The sequence below is a fragment of the Morganella sp. EGD-HP17 genome (genome assembly GCF_000512315.2).
Classification (GTDB): Bacteria; Pseudomonadota; Gammaproteobacteria; order Enterobacterales; family Enterobacteriaceae; genus Morganella; species Morganella morganii.
Genome location: NZ_AZRH01000015.1, coordinates 1 through 19,683, shown reverse-complemented (window position 1 = coordinate 19,683; position 19,683 = coordinate 1). Strand labels below are relative to the sequence as shown.

The window sequence follows — 19,683 nt, the reverse complement described above, 5'->3', positions numbered from 1 at the left end:
GCAGAGGCTCTTAACCGAGCCCCTCATCAATTAAGTCAACGTGGATCAACAAGCTCATCCACAACATCAGGGGTATTTAGAAAGATATTGTTAGGCAGGCGGAACTGCTGGAGTTTTAACAAAGCCAGTGGGCCGCTGTCGAGTTCACTGCGTAAAATAAACCGTAATGTTTCGCCCTCTTTCGTGCGCCACACCAACTGATAACGGCTACTGTCTAGCTGCGTGACTTCGGCTTGCTCTAATAAGCGCATCCATCCCCAGTTGCCTTGATAGTTTGCGTAAATTTGCATTCCCGAACGCACACTTTGCCAATTGAGCGCCACGCCCGGATAATAACTCTCTCCCGGCCAAATAAAACTTTGCCAACTTTCCATTTGGTTGAAGTAATCCAGTTTTTGACCATCAAGAACCAACTGAACTTGAGCGACGCCTTTGGAAGGTCTCGCCATCAATTCAAAACGAATGTTGGCATCCCCTTGCGCAAACACAATGTCAGAGATGTCGGCTAATTGATTAATGGCTTTGAGGAATTCAGGGTTGATGGTTAAGCCTTGGCTCATGGATGGGTCAACTACCCAGCGGTTGCCTTCTTTATGGACAATGCCCCCCAGATTGGTTTTGATAAATTGATCTATACGCCCTGAATCACTGCGTAAGAATTGGGCGAGTAACGGCAATGAGGCATCACTCCCTGTCGCTTTGAACGGGTAACGCCCGGCAAACGCTTTGTTCCATTGAGACACAATGGTGGTTTGCCAACGGGTGTTAAGGTTATCGGACGCTGGAGCCAATATTTGTCTCCACGCTTGCTCTAATGGCTGTACAAATAAAGATTGCCCAAAACTACTCCACTCTTGACCTAAACTCGCCGCCACTAAGTTGCTGTAATCCAAGGTATCGGTTAAATCGATGGTTTTACCTTGAAACACCGTTTGTGCTAACATTTTTGCCATCGCTTGCGGATCAGACGCATTACTGACTTGCTGCAATTTCAGACGGACTTGGGTGACACGAGCCAACCATGATTGGAAACTGAGATTGCCATTTTTCCCCGTCCCGTCCTTACCTTCCATCATTTCTAGAATGGGACCAAATACATCATCCAACGGACCTTTGGGCGCTTGGTTTTGTTCAATAAATTGCTTAACTTGCTTCTTCTTGTCTAACAATTTCACTGCTGAATCGACGAGATTATCGGCAAGTGCTTCCGATTTTTGTCCCGTCTTACCCTGCCACGCTAAGGTGTTCATTAACGCCACCAAGGGGGATTGACGTACATCCGCTAACACATTTAGCTGCGCAATCACTTCCGATAATGAATCGGCTTGGTGCCACTGAATACTGTTGATCATATTGAGCCAACTGTTTCCGAAGTCCACGAAGTAGCGCTCTGTGAGGCGGGCTTTTAATGCTTCAGGTGAGACCTCGTTATCCACCGTTTGGGTCTTATCGGTCAATACCCAGTCGATTTCATTACGGCGTTTATTGACTACCTCATCGATGGCGGCTTTGACTTGCTCTTCCCACGCTTGACGGGTAAATACGCCAGGGACTATTTCATCGGTGCTAAATAACAGTTGTGCATCAGTATCACCAACCATATCCATTAACGTTAAATCAGGCCAATTACTGGCAACTTGTTTTAAGACTTCTTGGTATAGACCCGCTTCCGCATTTTGTTGGCCAATTTGTTTTAGCAAAATCTTACGTGTGGTGTTCACTAAAGTCATATCGGGCTTTAGGGCTAATTCAAGATGCTTGGGAAGATTGTCTGCCCAGAACTGAAACAGGGATGGTGCTAAATGCTGCCATTCCGCTTTTGGAACACCACTACGCTCAGGCCAAATAGTTAAGAGATTTTGTGTTAGCCAAGCGGTATCAACGTGATCGGTTGAGGCCAGCATCAAATAGAGTTTTAAGGCGTTGTAGGCTTGCTGAGTGTTTTGTTCCCTCGCACTACTCGCAGGAGGTAATGCGACATACGCTGCTAATTGCGTTTTTAACGCCTCCATCGTCGCGGCTTTCATTAGCGCCTGATGGTTTTGTGTATATAGCGGCCAGAGCCTTGCTAAAGTTTGGCTATCTTGATTTAACCCAAAACGAGTGTACCACGGTGCTCCGTGTGTTTGACGGTATTGAAGACGCGCCAAATATTCTTGCAGCTCATACTGATTTTTCAGACGTTCCCCAAGAGGGAGTTGTTTATCTGCGGCAATTCGTGCCGTTTCTTCCGCATGGCGAATAGAGGTTTGGTTCACGATGAATGAGGTGATTGTGCCCGCACACCAAAATAACAATAAGGCTAGGACGGTAACCTGAGCAGCTTGCCTTGCATTCCAGCCTAATTTCTTCGCTTTCAGACCTGATGGTATATTGAAAAAAGTTTGCCAAGCGGGTGAGCGTCCTAACGCATTGGATTGCCGGTGAGAAAAGGCTTGCTCTGGGCTGAGGATCACCCCTTGAACTTGTAATGCCGCATGCCCTTTCATGATGTGTTGGAGTAACCCGCCCAGTTGAGATTGCAGTTGCTTTTGTATCAGTTCACTGACACGTAATAGCCAACCTTGTTGGGGCGATTGCAATAATGCAGACATTCCGACTTCACGCAAAGGTGTGGCTAAACGAGTTAAGTCCGCAATAGCGTGTTCCGGCGTTGCACCTGACTGAAAAATAGCCCCAATTGGCGGTATAGAATGGCTTTCTTCTTTCCACAACGGCTTTTCAATTAACCATAACCAAACAGGGATACGCCAGCCCAGAGATGCATACAGCCGCTGATGGCAGCGCAGAACGTTATCGCGCTCAATTTGCGTGGGCAGTGATGCTAAGTCAAACACAAGAACGCAGCCATCTAATGGTCGCGTGGGGCTCACGGCTTGAATGGCGGCAAGGTATTCGTCGGGTAAATTTTGCTCCGGCGCACCGCCGTAAAATAACAGAACCCCCCCCTTTTCTTGCCAGCCTTCCTGTTTTAATCCCGATGTCGCTCGTTCAATTTCCGCATCTTGCCCCTGCACTAGCAATAATTTGACCTTACGTCGCCAAAAGCGCCCATAGCGTAATCGAAGATGTTCTTGTACCATTCTGGCATCAATGACCGCCTCGCCCTGCTCATCACCGAACTCAAGCACAGAGGCATTTTGTGATAGTTGCTGTTGTTTATTTTTACCCCATTGAACATACAGGCCAGATTTTCCAGAAACATCAAATAGCTTCTCCGTGATCCAGCCCAACAGCAAAACAAAGATAGCCACCAAACAGCTCACGGTTAAAATGCGGTCGCCCTCATACGGGCCTAATCCGAGTGATGATGCCATCGATTCGGGAAAGGCGTAAAATAAGAAAGCCACAATAATCACTAAAAAAATCAACACGACGGCGGTAGCACCCATCACTGTTTTTACTTTCACCTTAGACATGCGTTACGCTTTCCTTACTTTCTGTGTGGCGTGAAATCACCGTTATCCAAATGTCGACATTTTCTCGTTGAGGTTGAACTGCAATAAGCTGTGCGTCGGGCGTATTCTCTTGACTCATACTGGCCTCGGCCAAGGCCGTGGCTATCCAAGGGGCGGTTTTCCCTGTACCGCCTAAAATGGGATCAATCATTTTATTGGCCTTAGTCATGCTAAAGTGCAGCTGGTTTTGTTCGCAGGCTTGGCTCCATCCCCCGCCTTCGTCAACATCTTGCCCGGCAACCCACGCTGCGGTTATCGTTTCAGAGGAGATATTCCCCCAAAGTATGGCTTGTGATAAACAGTGTGACAGATTGTCAGAGTGACTTTTTTCTGGGCGATGAAAGCGAGTTGCACAAGGGATATCGCGAGATGGTCGATTGCTCAGTAGAATACTGCTGATGGCCTCGCCATCATCATCCACAGGCTTCGAGTTATAGCCAATAGATACAATCAACAATAGGGAAGGAACATCCCAACGGGTATCTAACCATGCATCAATGGCCTCCAAGCTCTGCCCCGATATAAGGCGAAAAACATGTGGGCTTTGTTTTTTTAAGGTATCCAGTAGGATTTGCTCTGCCTGTGGTTGGAGGTCACGGTCGATTTCCAACACGCAGTAACAAGGGATATCATCGGGGATTTTTTGTAATATCGGTTTAATTTTTACCGCAATGTTATTAAGACAGTCGGTGAGCATCAACATCGAGTCTGGCTGGTCAAACGCCGCTAAAGGCGCATAACGAAGAAGCTGGCTGCCTGAACGAGAAGGTTGCAACGCCACAAAAGGAACCGATTTGTTGATCGCATCAAGGCTACGATTTGCACCTTGCCCCGCTGGAGTCTCAATATAAGCGTCCAATAAATAGGCAAATCGTTGACCCCGTTTGATTTCAGATTTAATCAGTGCTTCGCGTTCGCTATTCCACGTGCTTGCAGCAACCTGCTGCATTTTATACGCCATCCGCCGCGCACCGAATGCTAGCCCCCAGCCACAAATAGGTAACCCCACCGCGGTAAACCAAAAAATAAACCCCGTTCTGTCTTTTGTCCAAAACCATAAGGTCAGCGCAAAACCTATAAATAGGATAATCAACAATGCCACTAACCAGCGGCGTAAATTAGGACGAGGCACTTTCGCGGCAACAGGCGGAATGGTATTGAGCCAAACCGGCATATCAACCTACCTTGGCGGGAGAAAAAGAGCTGATTAAAGTACAGCCACAACCGCATTTATGCCCCTGAAAAGCGACAGGGATACCGTTATCGAGGTAGTTAGGATTGCCTTCAATGATGGTAGTAGGACCGTGCCCTTTTTTTGGGCAAGAAACCTGATCGCCTTTGCGTGCCACACCGATACCGCCAAATTTCATGGTGTCAGAGCCTGTTAGCACGGTGCCTCCATGAGTGGTTTTATCTCCTTTACGAATAATTTGTTGCATGGTTTTAGTCCTTTAAGATTTCAGCTGGTTAATAGCCTATTTCTTCAATAAGTAATAAGTGCGTTTGTGTCTTCATTTCTTCAAATAAATAGGTTGATGACTCCATTTCTTTTTCCGCAACTATTTTAACTTTCTTGTCCTTGTCAGTTATCCATTGATAATCGAAGGTTTCATCGCCTTTGATTTACCCTTGATTAGATAGCTTAGATTTTAGTGGATAATTTATTTTTAAGTCCAGCATGTCGATAATCATCGATGCTTATTTATGTGTTATAAGCTTGTGATAAGGTTTGGCTAGGAAAATAACAGGTATATTCTAAAGTGCCGTCATATTCCTTTCCTTAGTCTAACTGTCGGCAATAGGATGAAAATGTTGCATTATTTGATTAAAGTTACCTTGTTTCAACATTATTACCAGCAAAAGCGTGTGGTGGAAAAATTAATATATAAAGAATCTGGATGGATTTTTTAACGATAAGTTAATGATTTTCCATCTTCATACTTAATTAGTTTATTTCAATAACCCCTTGGGAATAATTTATCTTTCATCAAGTGATTTTAATTTTTATTAACGTAAATCTTGGCATTGGCAATTCAATTTATTACACTCTTAAATATAAATGAGTTAATGCATGCACCCTAACGCACTTCCCTTGTCACATTCTAGAATATTTAACAACTCATCTAATTTATCGATATGTATTTTATTGCAATCATAATTATATTCTTTATTAACATTTAAATCTGTCACTTGTAACCCGCTATTATATTGACCATCTTCGTAATTTTTATATATTGCATAATCCACATTATTAATTGAGTAAGTAATCCTATAATACTCTGTATTAAACCGAGAATAATGATTATATGAGTACCCCCCTCCAATAATTTTGAAGAGCATTCAATAAAAATGGAGTTGTTTTTTTCATTGTTAACTTTAAGTCTTTACCAATTAACTCTAAGTTAATTGTTCCGTCTTAGTGGCACATTGAAAGAAAACTTCATTACTTGCAAAAGCGCTTAAAGGTAGCAATATCATAAGAAAGGATTTTTTAAATTTCATAATTATCATCACCTGATTTTCAACTAGGCAGGTAATATTAGTCCTCATCACTATTAAGTCTAATTGAATTTCATAGAATAGGTTATCTCTTTTAATCAGAAGGCCCTGTTCCTGTAGGAGTCAACCGATTTGACTCTATCCAACCTTCGATAGTTTTACCTTTTTTATCTAGGTACATTAGAAAAGTAAAGTCACTATAGTCAAAATAAGCGTTCGCAAGATCACCTTCGATTAAGAATAATTTATTTATTTTACAGTCAAAATCAGGAGCAGTATAAAAATAGGTTTTTCCCTTACCAATAATTTTATAACCAGATTGAGAGCTGTCAATTAAAACTTTTTCTTTATCCGATATAGAATCAAATTTTTGGCATAAACTCTCATCAGCTAAAATTTTAGTGGGAAATATAATCAAAGCGACTAATAGTGTGAGTTTTATTTTCATAATAAGTTTTGAACCTTAGTAGCATCAATTAATTTTTTATATAGCTAGTAACTACTACCTAATCTACTTTTTGTACACTTCTAACTCACTATATTAGCATGTTTTTTAGTTAATCGGTTTGTGTTGATGTTAGTTATACTTAATTGCGTTATGAATTACAAAACAAGATTTTACTCAACTATAGAGAATCCATCATTAGAGAATGAATAATATGATTTTATTTTTTCATTATCATTAGCTAAATTTCCTTCGATATATATTAAAGAGCTATTTACATTGAATTCTATTTTTAAATCATCGATGTGATTCGTTACTAAATACTCATCAGGAAGCATTGCTACAACTAAACCCGAACTAATATCCAAAACCTCACCACAAAGTGCTCCACCGCCACAACCAAATGTATATATTCGATAATGCCCCGAGAAATTAGCGGGCAAAAAAGACTCTTTAGTTCTAATAGAGTCTAAGAGTTCATTGCCACTTGAAGGTTCTACTAATTTATGATTAGGTTGGGAATAAACATTTTTTACTGCAAAATTTTCATAATCAACATTAGCACTTGTTGTAAATGCAAGAAATAATATTAGAAGTAAGCCATATTTAGCGACCATTTTTTGATTCCTCTAGAGCTTTAACCATTTCATCAGGCATTATATGTGCCCTATTTAACCCATCACCAGAATAGTATGATTCACCTTCAAATCTAGCTTTTCTTCCCCTACTTATAGGTTTACCTATTCTAACACCTGCGGATGCAAATTCTTTAGCCCAATCATAGATAGCATCTTCCACATTTCCATCTCCTTCTAAATACTTAATAATTGAAGGTCTCTTTATTTTTATTAAATACTCTTCAAATATATAATCTTGCATGGCCTCATCAAATAATGAAGAAGTATCTACTTTTAGCTTTTTAATGGCATCATTCAATGTATTCGGTATTATCTGATATCTCCCAGCAGCAAATATATCTCTTTCTTTTTGTTTTTTAATTAACTCAGAAATTGTCAATTTAGTTAAATTAGTTTTATAAAATGATTTTAATTTCGGCTTCGTTTGGTTGTAAGCACTGTAATCATTTTTTGATTCAACTGCTGCTAATAAGTGCGCAAATTTACTATTAGCCCATCCAATCCTACCCATTAAAAATTGAGACAAAAACACCAATGGATGCATATGCCACACATTCGGACCTAATTTTTCGCTGGCCACATCCTGCATCCAAACCATACTATCAAGAAACTCTTCGCTGTAAGAACGCCATAAAGGCGCTTCTTCACTCAATATGTTTAGAAAACTTTGCCAAACACTGTCACTTTTTTTGTAATACCAATCACTCGGGTGTTTAACAATGGTTTTATTCACGATATGGGAAAACATTGGGTTATGAAAAGCGCGACGGTATTCCTCAGGTGAGTAGGTTTCCTTTTTGTCCGATTTAATCTTATTAATTAATCTCTGATAATTATGGGCGATAATCCCTTTTTGTGGCACAGAAGAGCCCGTTATCTCCGCTTTAATATTTTCATAAACTGCACTGATAAATTCCACCTGCGGTTGTACATAACCATTTAAGTGGTCAAATGCATTGGCATTGGCAACTAATGCGTTAAACCCTAGCTCTGCAAGGTCGTATTGGGAAAGAAACTTTGAGTATTGGGCGATATTGTCTTTAATTAGTTGGTCTTGATGCCCTATTGCCCCGAGCTCATTTTTTTTCTTACCTAAAGTACCCAAAGTAGACTCTTGTGCTTTTTGTTTATTAATTTCGTTGAGCTCACTTAATGCTATTTTAGGTATTGCCCCCAAGTATTCAGGCAGTAAATAAAATTCATTGCTATTTTTATCTTTTTCAACTTTTATTTCACTGAGCTTAAAGGTTTTTTCCCACTCAACAATCCGTTCTGTTTTTATAAAATCATCACCTTGTTTATTCCATAGCATTAAACCGGGTAAACATTTTAAATATTGGGGCTTATCGTGGCCGACTTTGTCAGGGTTCTGCAAAAATTGCGGTAAATTATCGTCGGCACTTATACACTCAATATGCACTTGATAACGTGAATCAATGCCCTGCTCTTTAGGGGCTTGATAGAACCCCATATGGCCGATACTCTCACCAGCCTTTATGGTTATGGGTGTCGTTAAACTGACCACCTTATCAAATTGCATCATCTCTTTAGCGGGGCTGGCTAACTGTTTCCACCAACTCGGCTCTATTTCAGGCAAAATATTATTGTTATCCACCAGAGTCCAACATTGGTCTCCGACGTTTAATTTTGATGTGCCGGCTAACTTTTCAATCGTCACCAGCCCATACTGGCGTCCATTCGCCGCCTTGAGTTGACGTTGGCTATCCTTTTTATCCCAAGCGATGATAGAGCCTTTCGGGAGCGCATCTAATTTATGTTGGTCTTTATAGGCCTGAGTCCCTGCAACCGCTTTCCATTCGGGGGCGTAAGTCGGTAGCTTATCTTGCACAATCCATGTGGGATTCACTTGATAAGCAGAATACGGTGCCAGATGCATATACAGCGTATAAAAATGCAGCCCGCTCTTTTGTGTTTCACCTGGTTGGATATAGTGCCGCACCAATACAAATGAACCGGATAAATTTAAGCTTCCTGTTTTCCAATTCAAGGGTAAATAATCTTGATTCATTCGGTAGGCAATGATTTCACCATCCGCCATGCAGCGAATAGCCTGCTTCCCTTTATAGGGAATAGGAAAACCGGCCTTCTCTGTGATGGAGCTTCCACTTAAGGCACACCAGGGCGTAGTCGCATTGGTAATATGGATACCGCTATGCCACATTCCATTACGACCCAGCAAGTAATTTCCTGTTGATTCCCCGCTCACATGTGCCATTATTTCATCAAGGTTTGAGAATTCTTGACCACGTTCGTTCTTAGGGATGGGATACACAATTTTAATTAGCTTGGCACTGCTTTTTTCTTCTTTTTTTTCGTCTGCGGGTTGATTACCAGCGTAACGGTATAAAACAAATGGAGTACTCTCATCTCGATACTCTTGGTTTGGATAAAAGCCTCTTTGTTGCACAAAGTCAGAAACCCAATGTTTTCCATCAAATAACGCAATGTGCCCATGAATACTTTCAGGTTTATTTGGTTTTTTGAGTCGTTCAATAATAACAACATCGCCTTTTTTCTGACCCAAAATCGAATAACTAATCCCCTCTTTTTGTGCTTGAGCACCGGGAACAGGTGTAAATCCATTTTCAATTAACCATGGACCGTAGTCTTTAGCTGAGCGTATTGCTGAGTTTTCTATTGAAGCTCCGCCATGGATAAGAGCAAGTTTGACATACTTAGCACATTCACCTTTACCGAAAGCAAAGCTTTTTTGAATTTCAATAGCATTTTGATTTATTTTTTTTATTGTAACATCCATATTGATCATTTGATGCTCCTCAACGCATTGCAATAAGGGCTATTATTGTTATCGGGTTTTACTGAAGTTATCTTCCATTTCTCATTGTTGTATTTTAACGCTATGGTATATCTAGAAATGTTTGGTACAGCCCCTAACTCAAGTCTTAAAGTCGCTTTTTTATTATTAACCTTAACGTTATTAACTTTGATATTACTTATCCAATCCGGACAAAAAGATTGAGCATCAACAAAATAATCCGCGTTCAAATATTCCTTTTTGAGCTCATTGATTAAATTGGGAGATACATACATTAACATCGCTTTTTCATTTTTTTTCAACTCTGCTTGAATATCTTCATTATTTTCCAAAAGATACTCAGTATAGAAATTCAATACCGTTGTTTCAGGTGTTGCACTTCCTTTATCTAAAGCCAACGAAAGAGAAGAAAAAAATAAACAGATTAATAATGTCAAAACTTTCATTAATGTCATCCTTTTAATCATGCAATGGATACTTCGTCACTAATTTATGCGCTTCAATATCCGTCACATCAAACTGCAACGTTTCACACGCGATATCAGCCCCCGAGCCAGGCACCACATAATTTGCAGCTTTGATGATGTAATCCCCTGAAGAACCGTGTTCAACACCTTGCCCACTCAGCTTTAGGTATGAGCCACCACCGTTAAGGGTCAGGGTTTGCGGTGTCGATATCACAATTTCATCTTCGCTGCTGGTGATAGTGATTTGCTGCTGGGCAAAGAAATCCATCGTATTGTGTTGCGCACTGATTTCGATCGCGCCTTGATTCGCAATCACTTTCACTTCATCTTTATGTGCAAATAGGCCTAATGCTTTTTCAACGGCGACCGATAAGTTCTGCATGGCACTCATATCAAGATGCTGCCCTGCATTCACCATGGTATTGCCTTGGCTGCTCATTTGAAGGTGTTCACCGGACGTTAATGCGATCCCTTGCGGCGCACTGGCTAGTAACACAGCGGATTGTAACTGCTGTAAGCGAGAATCTAAGAGGTCAATTTGTGATTGAACATCGGCGGCGAGTGCACTGGCTTTTTCCGCTGTTTGAGACAGCGTTTGCATCTGTTGGTTCGCTTGCTGGATTTGCTGCACCGCTTGGGTCATGTCCAGCACTTCCCCTTGTGCTTTTGATTGTTCATCTGCACTGATAAACAACCCTTTACCCGCACGAATAGCGCCATGCTCATCCGTCCTCAACTCAAACCCTGCTCCGCGTTGTTCTCGTTGTGCGTTAACCAAATGACCTAGATTGAGTTGAGTTTTGCCATACTCCGTCGCCAGCTTGATATGCTCTTCCTGACGTTTATCTTCCATGCGCAACTTGTTATTGGCCGGTGTTCGTAAGATATTGCGAGTATGGTTGTCTCGCGTCACGTGGTCAGGATGTTCGGAGTCATGTTGTGCATAGGCGATATAGGGTCGGTCAAGGTCACCACCGTCAAATTGCACCGACACTTCAGTCCCATCCAATAATGGAGCATGCCAGCCGTAAGTATCTCCAGCGTAGGGCTTGGCTAAACGTAGCCATAAATAAGCAAAGCCCGCCTCAGACGACTCTCTATCAAAATCCAACTTAACACGGTAGCGTCCGAATTCATCGAGCCACGCATAGGTATCGCCTTTTTCACTGCTTTCCACTCGTGCGGGTAACGTCCCTGCAATGACAGGTCGAGGGAGTAAAGGCGGTCTGAAACATAAGGCTTCACGGTAGAGTTGCCCGGTAAACTGTACCTGAAGGCTAGAATCCCGAGCGCCCCGATGGCGAACATGGGTGATTAACACACCGTCTTTCGCCAACTGAGGAAAGACCCCTGTCATTTCTAAAACTTGTCCAGGTGCTAGCATTGGGCTGGTTGAATGCCCTGATACCCACGATTGGGCATTAAGAATACGTTCATGGCGTAGCTGAGCAAAAAAAGCGCCACTTTCTGGGGTATCAATATCACCGACATTCAAGAAAGGCTCTGCGTAGTGGTACACTTCCCCTGTAGTGACTCCCTCAAAACCTGAAATAATTTCAGTACTATCCTGAGGCGTTAATGCCTGACGGTAGTTATAATCACGGGTTGCCACCCCCTCACTGACCACCTGATGCGAAACCTGCAATCCCCAGACACTGTCTTGCCCATTATCACTCAGACCTGATTCATGGCGATAAGGGAGTGACATGCCAAACTGGTAGTGTTCTTGTGTGTCATGGAAAATCACTTTATCCAATTCTAATTGAGTGTCCATTTCCATGCGCCAATAAATACCGACTTCGGCAAGAAGTCGTTGAATAAAGACTAAATCCGTTTCCCGCCACTGTGTAATCAATTCTCTGACCGGGTATTCACGGGAAAGTTGAAACTCAAAGTCTGCCCCTTCCAAACCATGACGGCGCAGTACCTTTTCAACCACTTCTGTCACCGATTGATTTAAATACACTTCACTGCATTTGGTGTACTGAAGTAAGGCAATACGTGGCACTAATATCAAGCTATACCGAGTTTCATCCGCTGACGTTTTCAGGTGTTTGAATTTACTGATAACCCCATACACTGTTCGTATCGATTGATTAGGAAGACCAGGTAATAACGGGGTTTGATAGGTAAATGCGCCCGACTTCAGTAGCATCTGCTCGGGAGTCAGATGTGCATTGGTGCACGTGACTGTCACTTCATATCGCCAAGGTTGACTGAGGGCTTCTTCAGATTCGAAACTGAGTACATCTAAAAAATCAGTGCAGTCTTGTACCGTTAAATGAAAACGGGCATGCGACACAGCGTTCTTCACAGTTTGTGTTAATGCATTGATGACTGAATTAGGCATATTCTATTCCCTCAGAAATGGACAAGAAGTGAAAGTAAAGACGAGGCGATTACACTGCTGACAACAATTGATTGAGCCACGTTTGACCGCCCCAAGTAATGGCGGTAATACCAATAAGCAACAACGCGGTCCAGAAGCTGAAAGAGCGTATCAATTTCAGACTAGATTTTTGCTGATGATGGATGACTAATGGAAAAGCAGATTCAGGTAGAGAAATCTGTGCAGAAAGTTTATCTATCAATGATTTCCGCTCGGGACTCAGCGGTTCCATGGTTGCTGTATGGACGTTAAAACCGAGTACCAAGACGCGGTGAAAGCAGGTTAGTACAGTATAATCTGGGTGAGCCTGCCCCAGCACTGACCGGATACGATCCCATAATGCGTCCCCTGCATCCAACGATGAAAAATAGCGAGCTTGTAAGGGGGCAACTCGCCAAGCATAGAATGCGTCACCTTCTTCATCACCCCGAGCCAAGAGTTCCATCGCGGTTTTATCCAATAATGCACATTGTGCATAGATAATGTGCTCAATATTCTCGGGAGCGAGTTTTGTTTGGCCCAATGCATTTTTTACAGCATCAATTTGTTGACAGCACGTATCATAAAGAGCCCCTGAATCCGGGTCATACCGACCATATTTTAGCTCAGTTACCATCAACCAGGTTTTTGCCATAAGCTTGTCAATATCAATGTATTGGCTCATGAGCGTAATACCGCAAACAGTTCTAACTCTAAGAAACCAAATAAAGAGGGCACATATAGCATGCAAACGCCTTCTTCCAACATTTCACGCATCTCCGGAGCCTCCATATCCAGCGCAAAGTATTGGTTTTCCATGCGCACAGGGAGCGCCGCAGGAACCCGGTCAACGGGTGTGAGTGGAATACCATTTAATGCCTTACTGTAAAGTGTGTTAACGGTATCAGGCGCGCCAATTTTACACAGCGTCGGGAACTTTTCAGCAATTTCCCACGCTGTTTTATCTGAACGGACAGACAGATAAAAATCGGCTTCCTCTCTAAGCCTGAGGTCATGCAATGAAGCTCGCCAGGTTTGCGGATCGGGATGCGTCATATCAAGCGCAATCACACGAGAAGGCAAGCTGGTTTCTAACAAGGTACTGAGCAAATCAAATAAAGGTGGGAACGTATTTTCCAGATCGTCATGGATATAGGCAGGAATGGTCGCAAGGTCATGCTCTAACGAAAAGGTTAATAAACTCCCCGCCAAACGGGTCAACTCAGCCCAAATGATTTCAGGGTGACGTTGTGGGTAGCGTTCATAACCGATGAGAACATTAGCATGGGAGTTTAAGGCGTTTAACAACCAAAATAAGGAAACATCGGCGACGGCAAAATCGGCTAAACGCTCATTGCTTTCACGACGCATTGCCATCAATCGTTGGCAGCGCGAACGGATTTGCCGATTCAGCAGAGCGAGTCGCTCTTGTAACTCTCGACTGGCTGAAAATTGTGTCATTGGAGGAATAAACTTTCTATCTATTATCCACCCTCCCTGACCATCACGAATTAGGCGCGCAATGGGACACGTTTGCCACGCATCATTATTTTCATGTTGAAAACGGACCGTAATATTGAATCTGGCAACCGCCATGGATTCATCATCCTGACCAAATACATCCGGTACATTCACCCACTCTTCCTGATACCGTAATGCACGCTCTGAAAAGGCCCCTTTTTTTTGCACATTTACAATCCCTGATTGAAGGAGCGGTAAAGCCAGAACCAGCACAAGACTGTCTGTTTGTGATAATGCGGTTGAATTCAACTCTCGCGGCTCAGGAGCGACATCACTGACCTGGGTATCCACTAATGTCCCATCTGGCAACCACACCCGTAATTGGTGAACTTGCAAGCGACCTGACGATAAAAGCGATTCATCCAGCTCAACTTTTTCCACCCCCCAGGTAAAAGGAGAAGAGAAACCTGAAACACCTTGGTTTGTGAAGGCTTCCCACTGAGCTTGTTGTTGAAATTGTTGTGGGGAGAGCAATGCCCCTTCATTCCATAATGGGCGATAAATTTTCATTCGATGATCCTTTTATTTAAGCAAAGGCAATTGGCGTTGTGACTTTTTTCCTAAAAATACGGTGGCGATATTTGGCATTTAATGAAACGTGAAAGTAAAGCATTTCTAACGATTTGGTACGCTACCGCCCTTAGCCGTAAACCAAGGCTCATAAGGTAAAACGGTAAATTATTCCAAAGCAAATCCGTCCTCAGAGACCATCAAAGACAACGAAAAACTCGCTTTCACATCAAACAATATAAGTAACTTATCTTAAATAAATAGTTTGAATTATAGGTAGGGTTAAGTAACACAGCAATATTTTTTATCTATTTATTTTAAATAGATATGAATACTCACATATAGAGTTATACGTACCCTGTTAACAACAGATAAAAGGTGGGTATTATGCAACTTAGGAGGATTTTCATGTCCGTGGATTCATTACCCTCGACAACAGCATGACTTAAGCTACTGAGGACGGTTGTACATATAGCAGTGGCATCAGTTTGCCTGATTGATTGCCATCCGCAAGGCAATTACAAAAGTGTCTGAAGTGAAAGCATAGCGTTATCAGATATGAGGTTTGTCATGAGAAGGAATATCAACACAGTGAGTAGCACGCGTTAACGATATTAATCCTTTTGATCCTCCATATTACTTTGCCGTGCTTATCGGCTGAACAATACATATTCATCCATAATAGTTGTTAATCCCCCATTTTCGGCTTGCCTATCAATCACCCATTCCACAAGTTGTTCTTTGGATTTCAACTTAAGTGTATGGTTCCAATCGTCTAATGGTGACCCTAACAGCAAATCATACCAACATAACCAGACCAATTTCGGGCGTATTTCCGGATCATTAAATTGCTGAAATAAACTGATTAACTTGTTAGCAAAGGAGTGCTGTTTAAGACGCGCACATTCACTGAGCAGTATCCCTTCCAGCATAGGGTGGTAGCGTAACAGCCGTTCATCAATATGAAAACTCAGGTTTAAATCCTCTTCTTCGGTGAGTTTGTCAGGGTAGGCGTTACCATACACCAGTCGATAGAGACGAGCAGGAATAACCGCCACCTGGCAGGCTTCATGACTCGAAAAACGAATGTACGACACCATCAAATAGTGACTGTTTTGAATGAGTGAATGACACATCCCCTGGCAAATGGACAACTTCGTATACCCATTTAACCAACGTTGATAATAACTCAGTAACTCTTGATAGCGAGCGGGCAGCTTTTTCATACTCTCAGTACTCCATAAATTAATTCGTAGAACAAATCGGGTTTAAATTGAATATATTGACTTCAAAAAGGGTTAATACCGAGAAGCCACAAGACGCGCTTGCAGCCATTGCTCCACTTCACTCTTTAACCAGCGAGAGCTACGCCCCAGTTTGATAGGTTTGGGAAACTCCCCCTCTTGGATTAATTTGTAAAACCATTTATCCGTCAAACCGGTTAGGCGGGTTATAAACTTCATATCAACGAATTGGTCATCTAGTAAGGGAATAGCTTGAGTAGTCATTATTGAACTCCTGTCTTTAACGTTAAAAGGCAGAAGGGATATCGATAAGTGTTTAGGGATATCTCTCTTCCAAAAGATATCCCCCTCATGTTTTTTATTAGCGACTACACCCAAAAGAACGCTCACCATCACTGTAATCTTTCGAGTACGTTTTAGCTAAGTAACGACAACGTTGGTTAAGCTTCTCCACCGCAATGTCATTGTGAGGCGCGTTACTGTCTAACCAGGCGCACCCATTATCCGGAAAATGCACTAAATAGCGCTCAGCAGGGTAATCGACATCAATAGCACTACACCACGCTTGTTGCACGAGAGCACAAAGCGTATTGTCTGTTTTCCTGAAATCACCTAGCCCGCAATAGACGTCCTTATTGACAAGCAGTAAAACGTGATAGTGCTTTTTGTGATTAATCTCCCCAAACTCACGAACCCACACATAGAATAACGGGCAAGTATGATTACGTTTCCACGCCTTATTTTTGCGTTTTAAATCCGCCTGAATTTTGGCTTTGAGTGAACCGAAAAAACGCGTGATAGCCGCAGAGTCTTCACGATGTGGTACGTCGGAAGCCGGAAAACGTAAATCAACCCGGATTGCCGTGAGTCGATGGGTGATGGATAGTGCACGGCGGAGAGTACGGTCTATCTTGCAAAGATAATCTTCGTTGTAGGTATAACGGGACATGGTGTGATCCTCAAGTCTGTGTAATGTCATACCCAAGGCATTCGTTGTAAAAAAGAGACGATTCACATTTTTCCCATCACAAAACGTGACAGTGTCATGATTAACAATATTGATGAATGATACCGATAGAGCACGCTGATTTTTCCTATCAAGAATGATATCTATCGAGTGACGATGAGAGGAGTAGTTCTATTGGGTTAAGTCGATGAGGATGTTGATACCCCATAATACTATACCAACGTATATTGTCACAAAAAGAGTGAGAAGCACCCGCGAGTTATCACACCTTCAGTCCATTTTAGCCGCCATTTTTACTCGGAGATTAGCCCTTTTTCTTCCCTGATTTTTCCCCAAAAAACCGTCCTGACATTTAACTTTTCTACCATTTTGACTCCACACGGCAAGCGCGCATCACCTCAAAATCGATGTTTATAGACTAGCGATAACGGTAATTTAGTCAGTCTATTGCCTAACAAAGCAAATAAATTGGCAATTTTTAGCGTCAAGTTGGCATTCATTAACACTTGTTTTATTTTTTATTTATCTTCAGAATGACGTAATATCACATTTTATTTTTCTTTATCTGTTATGATATACTCTCATTTTGTGACTTAGTTTTTAGCTAAGTTTTATATGGAGAAATTATGGTCAAGGTGATTAATTGGATAGACAAAAATGCAGACATTCGCATGTTGCGATTTTATGTTCGCTTTATCATGGTACAATCGCAAAATTATTATGGGTTTCCTAAACTAACCCAGAAGCTACCCGATATTTTTCACAGCAAAAACCTATTAAAACAAGAGATCAATCACTACTTCAGCGCCATTGAATCGAGCGAAAAACGGCAAGCAGAAAGTGAAAAAGCCGAGCGACTATACCATAAGAATATTTTATCAATATCCCTCATTGAGTGGCTAAAAAAAGACAAGGAAGCCTGTGCATTAATTTGGGGTCTGCTGCACTTAGGCAGTGATCCCTTTTTAGTCTTGCAAAACATTCATGACACCGCCTTTAACCACCAAATTATCAATACCACCTTCCCCACCTCGCATGAAGAACGATTCAGCCTCATCGTCATCTACCTGGATTTTCTGTATTTTGATGAGTTTGACCCACCCAAATCGGAGTACAACGATTTTTTAAAGCGCCAATGGCTCCAGCTCAGTGACGGGGTTAAGCCGTTTAAATGGCTCAATGAAACATCAACTGAAGGGATAGAATGGGCTTGGCAATATCTGGTGGATTATCACAAATCTGAGCATTTCGATGCAGGACGAATGGGAATTGACTCACTCCAATACTTTAATCCGATAAACCCAGAGGAAAAATACTTAGCGATATACAGCGTATTAAAGCTCTGGAATAGCCATCACTTCGAAAAAAAAATGCTGATAAATAATCTGAATCGTGCTTGGCGACAACGACTGTTAAGAAGAGAACGAACAAATAAGAAAGCGATTAATTGCTATCTTGATATTACCGTTAAAGAAAAGCTCGATTTTTTGGTGAAAAATAAACGATGTCAAATAAATGAACTGCTAACTGATTTGATTAATGAAGAATATGACCATGTTAAAAATCTAAAATAATCTCAAATATATATTATTAACTTGAATAGCCACAACCATTCTTTCAAGGAAGTAATATGAACCACCAATCTGAATTAGGGAGGGTAATTTCTGCCTTTCCATTTTCATTTAAAAATCAATTTTTTAATCAACTCAACCAGCTAATCAGTTACTCCCCTACCATCGGCTTGATGGGGAAAACGGGAGCTGGTAAATCCAGTCTTATCAACGCACTATTTCAATCGTCACTATCGCCTGTGAGTGATGTTTCAGGCTGCACACGACAGGTTCAGCGCTTCAGTATGACGATGAATAACCATACTCTCACCTTTGTGGATTTACCCGGCGTGGGGGAAAGCCTTAAGCGAGATAGAGAATACCACCAGCTCTACCGTAACTTATTGCCAAAACTGGATTTAATTATCTGGGTACTCAAAGCCGATGATAGGGCATGGTCTTCTGATGAACAGTGTTATCGCTTTCTCACGGAGCAATGTGGTTACCAATCTAAGCGATTTCTCTTTGTGCTGAGCCAAGCCGACAAAATAGAGCCCTGTCGTCAGTGGGATGAGCTGTGCCACCAGCCATCCCATGAGCAAGAGGCTAACTTAATATTAAAGCAACAAGCCGTCATAACCGCCTTTAAACCGCATCATCCTGTGATAACAGTTTCTGCGGTCGAAAACTATCAACTGACTGAATTAGCAGAGCAGCTCATACAGGCGCTACCGGTGCAAGCCAGTAGCGGGGTAGCTAGGCAACTGAACAGCCCTTACCGGACGCAATCGGCGGAGAACACCGCACGTAACGATTTTGGTCAATGTGTCAGTGATATTGTGGATACCTTAATCGATATCATTCCCTTGCCGCCATTGATAAGAAGTACGGTTAACACCGTTAAAAACAGTATCGTATCCGTCGCTAAATCCCTGTGGAGCCTGTTCTTTTAACTTCTTACATTACCCCATTAATTATTACTCTCAGCGCCAATCCTGTTAAGGATTGGCGCTTTTTTATTTCTTTTTATTGGATATTTAATTTATGACAAACACCACTGAATGCACTATCACAATGGCATTAGTCCCTGATGAACAACGCCTTGATTTTTGGCTCAATCACTTTGGTCGAGTCAAAGGCTGGACTATCTTTGAAGTGGTCATATTTACCACTATGGGGCAGTTTTGTGATGACTATCATGGCGGGTATTGGGAATATT

At 42.0% G+C, this 19,683-nt stretch carries 15 protein-coding genes and 1 pseudogene; 3 read left to right on the top strand and 13 right to left on the bottom strand.

The features are described from left to right. Positions 1-35: 35 nt before the first annotated feature. The 13 genes from X965_RS15025 to X965_RS14965 all read right to left on the bottom strand — a co-directional run bounded on the left by X965_RS15025 (position 36) and on the right by X965_RS14965 (position 16,896). On the bottom strand, positions 36-3,419 hold the full coding sequence (locus X965_RS15025) for an ImcF-related family protein (RefSeq protein ID WP_036418678.1): 3,384 nt from the start codon (positions 3,417-3,419) through the stop codon (positions 36-38). Then, positions 3,412-4,632: a membrane protein gene (locus X965_RS15020; RefSeq protein ID WP_036418675.1), complete on the bottom strand. Its 1,221-nt coding sequence runs from the start codon at positions 4,630-4,632 to the stop codon at positions 3,412-3,414. Before X965_RS15020 ends, X965_RS15025 begins: the two co-directional genes overlap by 8 nt. 1 nt (position 4,633) lies before the next feature. Continuing rightward, positions 4,634-4,897 (bottom strand): PAAR domain-containing protein, encoded by a 264-nt coding sequence (locus X965_RS15015; RefSeq protein ID WP_006662537.1) that lies wholly within the window; start codon positions 4,895-4,897, stop codon positions 4,634-4,636. A gap of 1,154 nt (positions 4,898-6,051) precedes the next feature. Further along, positions 6,052-6,405 (bottom strand): hypothetical protein, encoded by a 354-nt coding sequence (locus tag X965_RS15010; RefSeq protein WP_051997342.1) that lies wholly within the window; start codon positions 6,403-6,405, stop codon positions 6,052-6,054. A gap of 170 nt (positions 6,406-6,575) precedes the next feature. After that, positions 6,576-7,019 (bottom strand): hypothetical protein, encoded by a 444-nt coding sequence (locus tag X965_RS15005; protein ID WP_051997341.1) that lies wholly within the window; start codon positions 7,017-7,019, stop codon positions 6,576-6,578. Continuing rightward, complete coding sequence (locus tag X965_RS19675) at positions 7,009-9,828, bottom strand: hypothetical protein (protein WP_051997340.1); 2,820 nt, start codon at positions 9,826-9,828, stop codon at positions 7,009-7,011. Before X965_RS19675 ends, X965_RS15005 begins: the two co-directional genes overlap by 11 nt. Next, entirely contained in the window at positions 9,825-10,283 is a 459-nt protein-coding gene (locus X965_RS14995; protein WP_036418671.1) for a DUF3828 domain-containing protein, read from the bottom strand. Before X965_RS14995 ends, X965_RS19675 begins: the two co-directional genes overlap by 4 nt. 13 nt (positions 10,284-10,296) lie before the next feature. Next, the gene (locus tag X965_RS14990) at positions 10,297-12,654 is read right to left on the bottom strand and encodes a type VI secretion system Vgr family protein (protein WP_036418669.1); all 2,358 of its coding nucleotides are present in this window, start codon (positions 12,652-12,654) and stop codon (positions 10,297-10,299) included. A 49-nt stretch (positions 12,655-12,703) separates the two neighbouring features. After that, positions 12,704-13,357, bottom strand: a complete 654-nt coding sequence (gene tssL, locus X965_RS14985) for a type VI secretion system protein TssL, short form (RefSeq protein ID WP_036418666.1) — start codon at positions 13,355-13,357, stop codon at positions 12,704-12,706. Next, entirely contained in the window at positions 13,354-14,703 is a 1,350-nt protein-coding gene (gene tssK / locus X965_RS14980; protein ID WP_036418664.1) for a type VI secretion system baseplate subunit TssK, read from the bottom strand. The genes tssL and tssK overlap by 4 nt, the downstream gene beginning before the upstream one ends. Before the next feature lie 650 nt (positions 14,704-15,353). Next, positions 15,354-15,929 carry a hypothetical protein gene (locus X965_RS14975; protein WP_036418662.1) on the bottom strand — a complete coding sequence of 192 codons (576 nt, stop codon included), beginning with the start codon at positions 15,927-15,929 and terminating at the stop codon, positions 15,354-15,356. Positions 15,930-16,001: 72 nt separating this feature from the next. Further along, positions 16,002-16,211, bottom strand: a complete 210-nt coding sequence (locus tag X965_RS14970) for an AlpA family transcriptional regulator (RefSeq protein WP_036418660.1) — start codon at positions 16,209-16,211, stop codon at positions 16,002-16,004. A gap of 97 nt (positions 16,212-16,308) precedes the next feature. Next, complete coding sequence (locus tag X965_RS14965; RefSeq protein WP_036418657.1) at positions 16,309-16,896, bottom strand: inovirus Gp2 family protein; 588 nt, start codon at positions 16,894-16,896, stop codon at positions 16,309-16,311. A gap of 644 nt (positions 16,897-17,540) precedes the next feature. Between X965_RS14965 and X965_RS14960 the strand changes: the two genes are divergently transcribed. From X965_RS14960 to X965_RS19800, 3 genes and pseudogenes are all read left to right on the top strand, one after another. After that, positions 17,541-18,488 (top strand): hypothetical protein, encoded by a 948-nt coding sequence (locus tag X965_RS14960; RefSeq protein ID WP_036418655.1) that lies wholly within the window; start codon positions 17,541-17,543, stop codon positions 18,486-18,488. 56 nt (positions 18,489-18,544) lie between these two features. Further along, complete coding sequence (locus tag X965_RS14955; protein ID WP_036418654.1) at positions 18,545-19,417, top strand: GTPase family protein; 873 nt, start codon at positions 18,545-18,547, stop codon at positions 19,415-19,417. A gap of 91 nt (positions 19,418-19,508) precedes the next feature. Further along, positions 19,509-19,683: pseudogene (locus X965_RS19800) on the top strand (antirestriction protein); the annotation flags it as partial.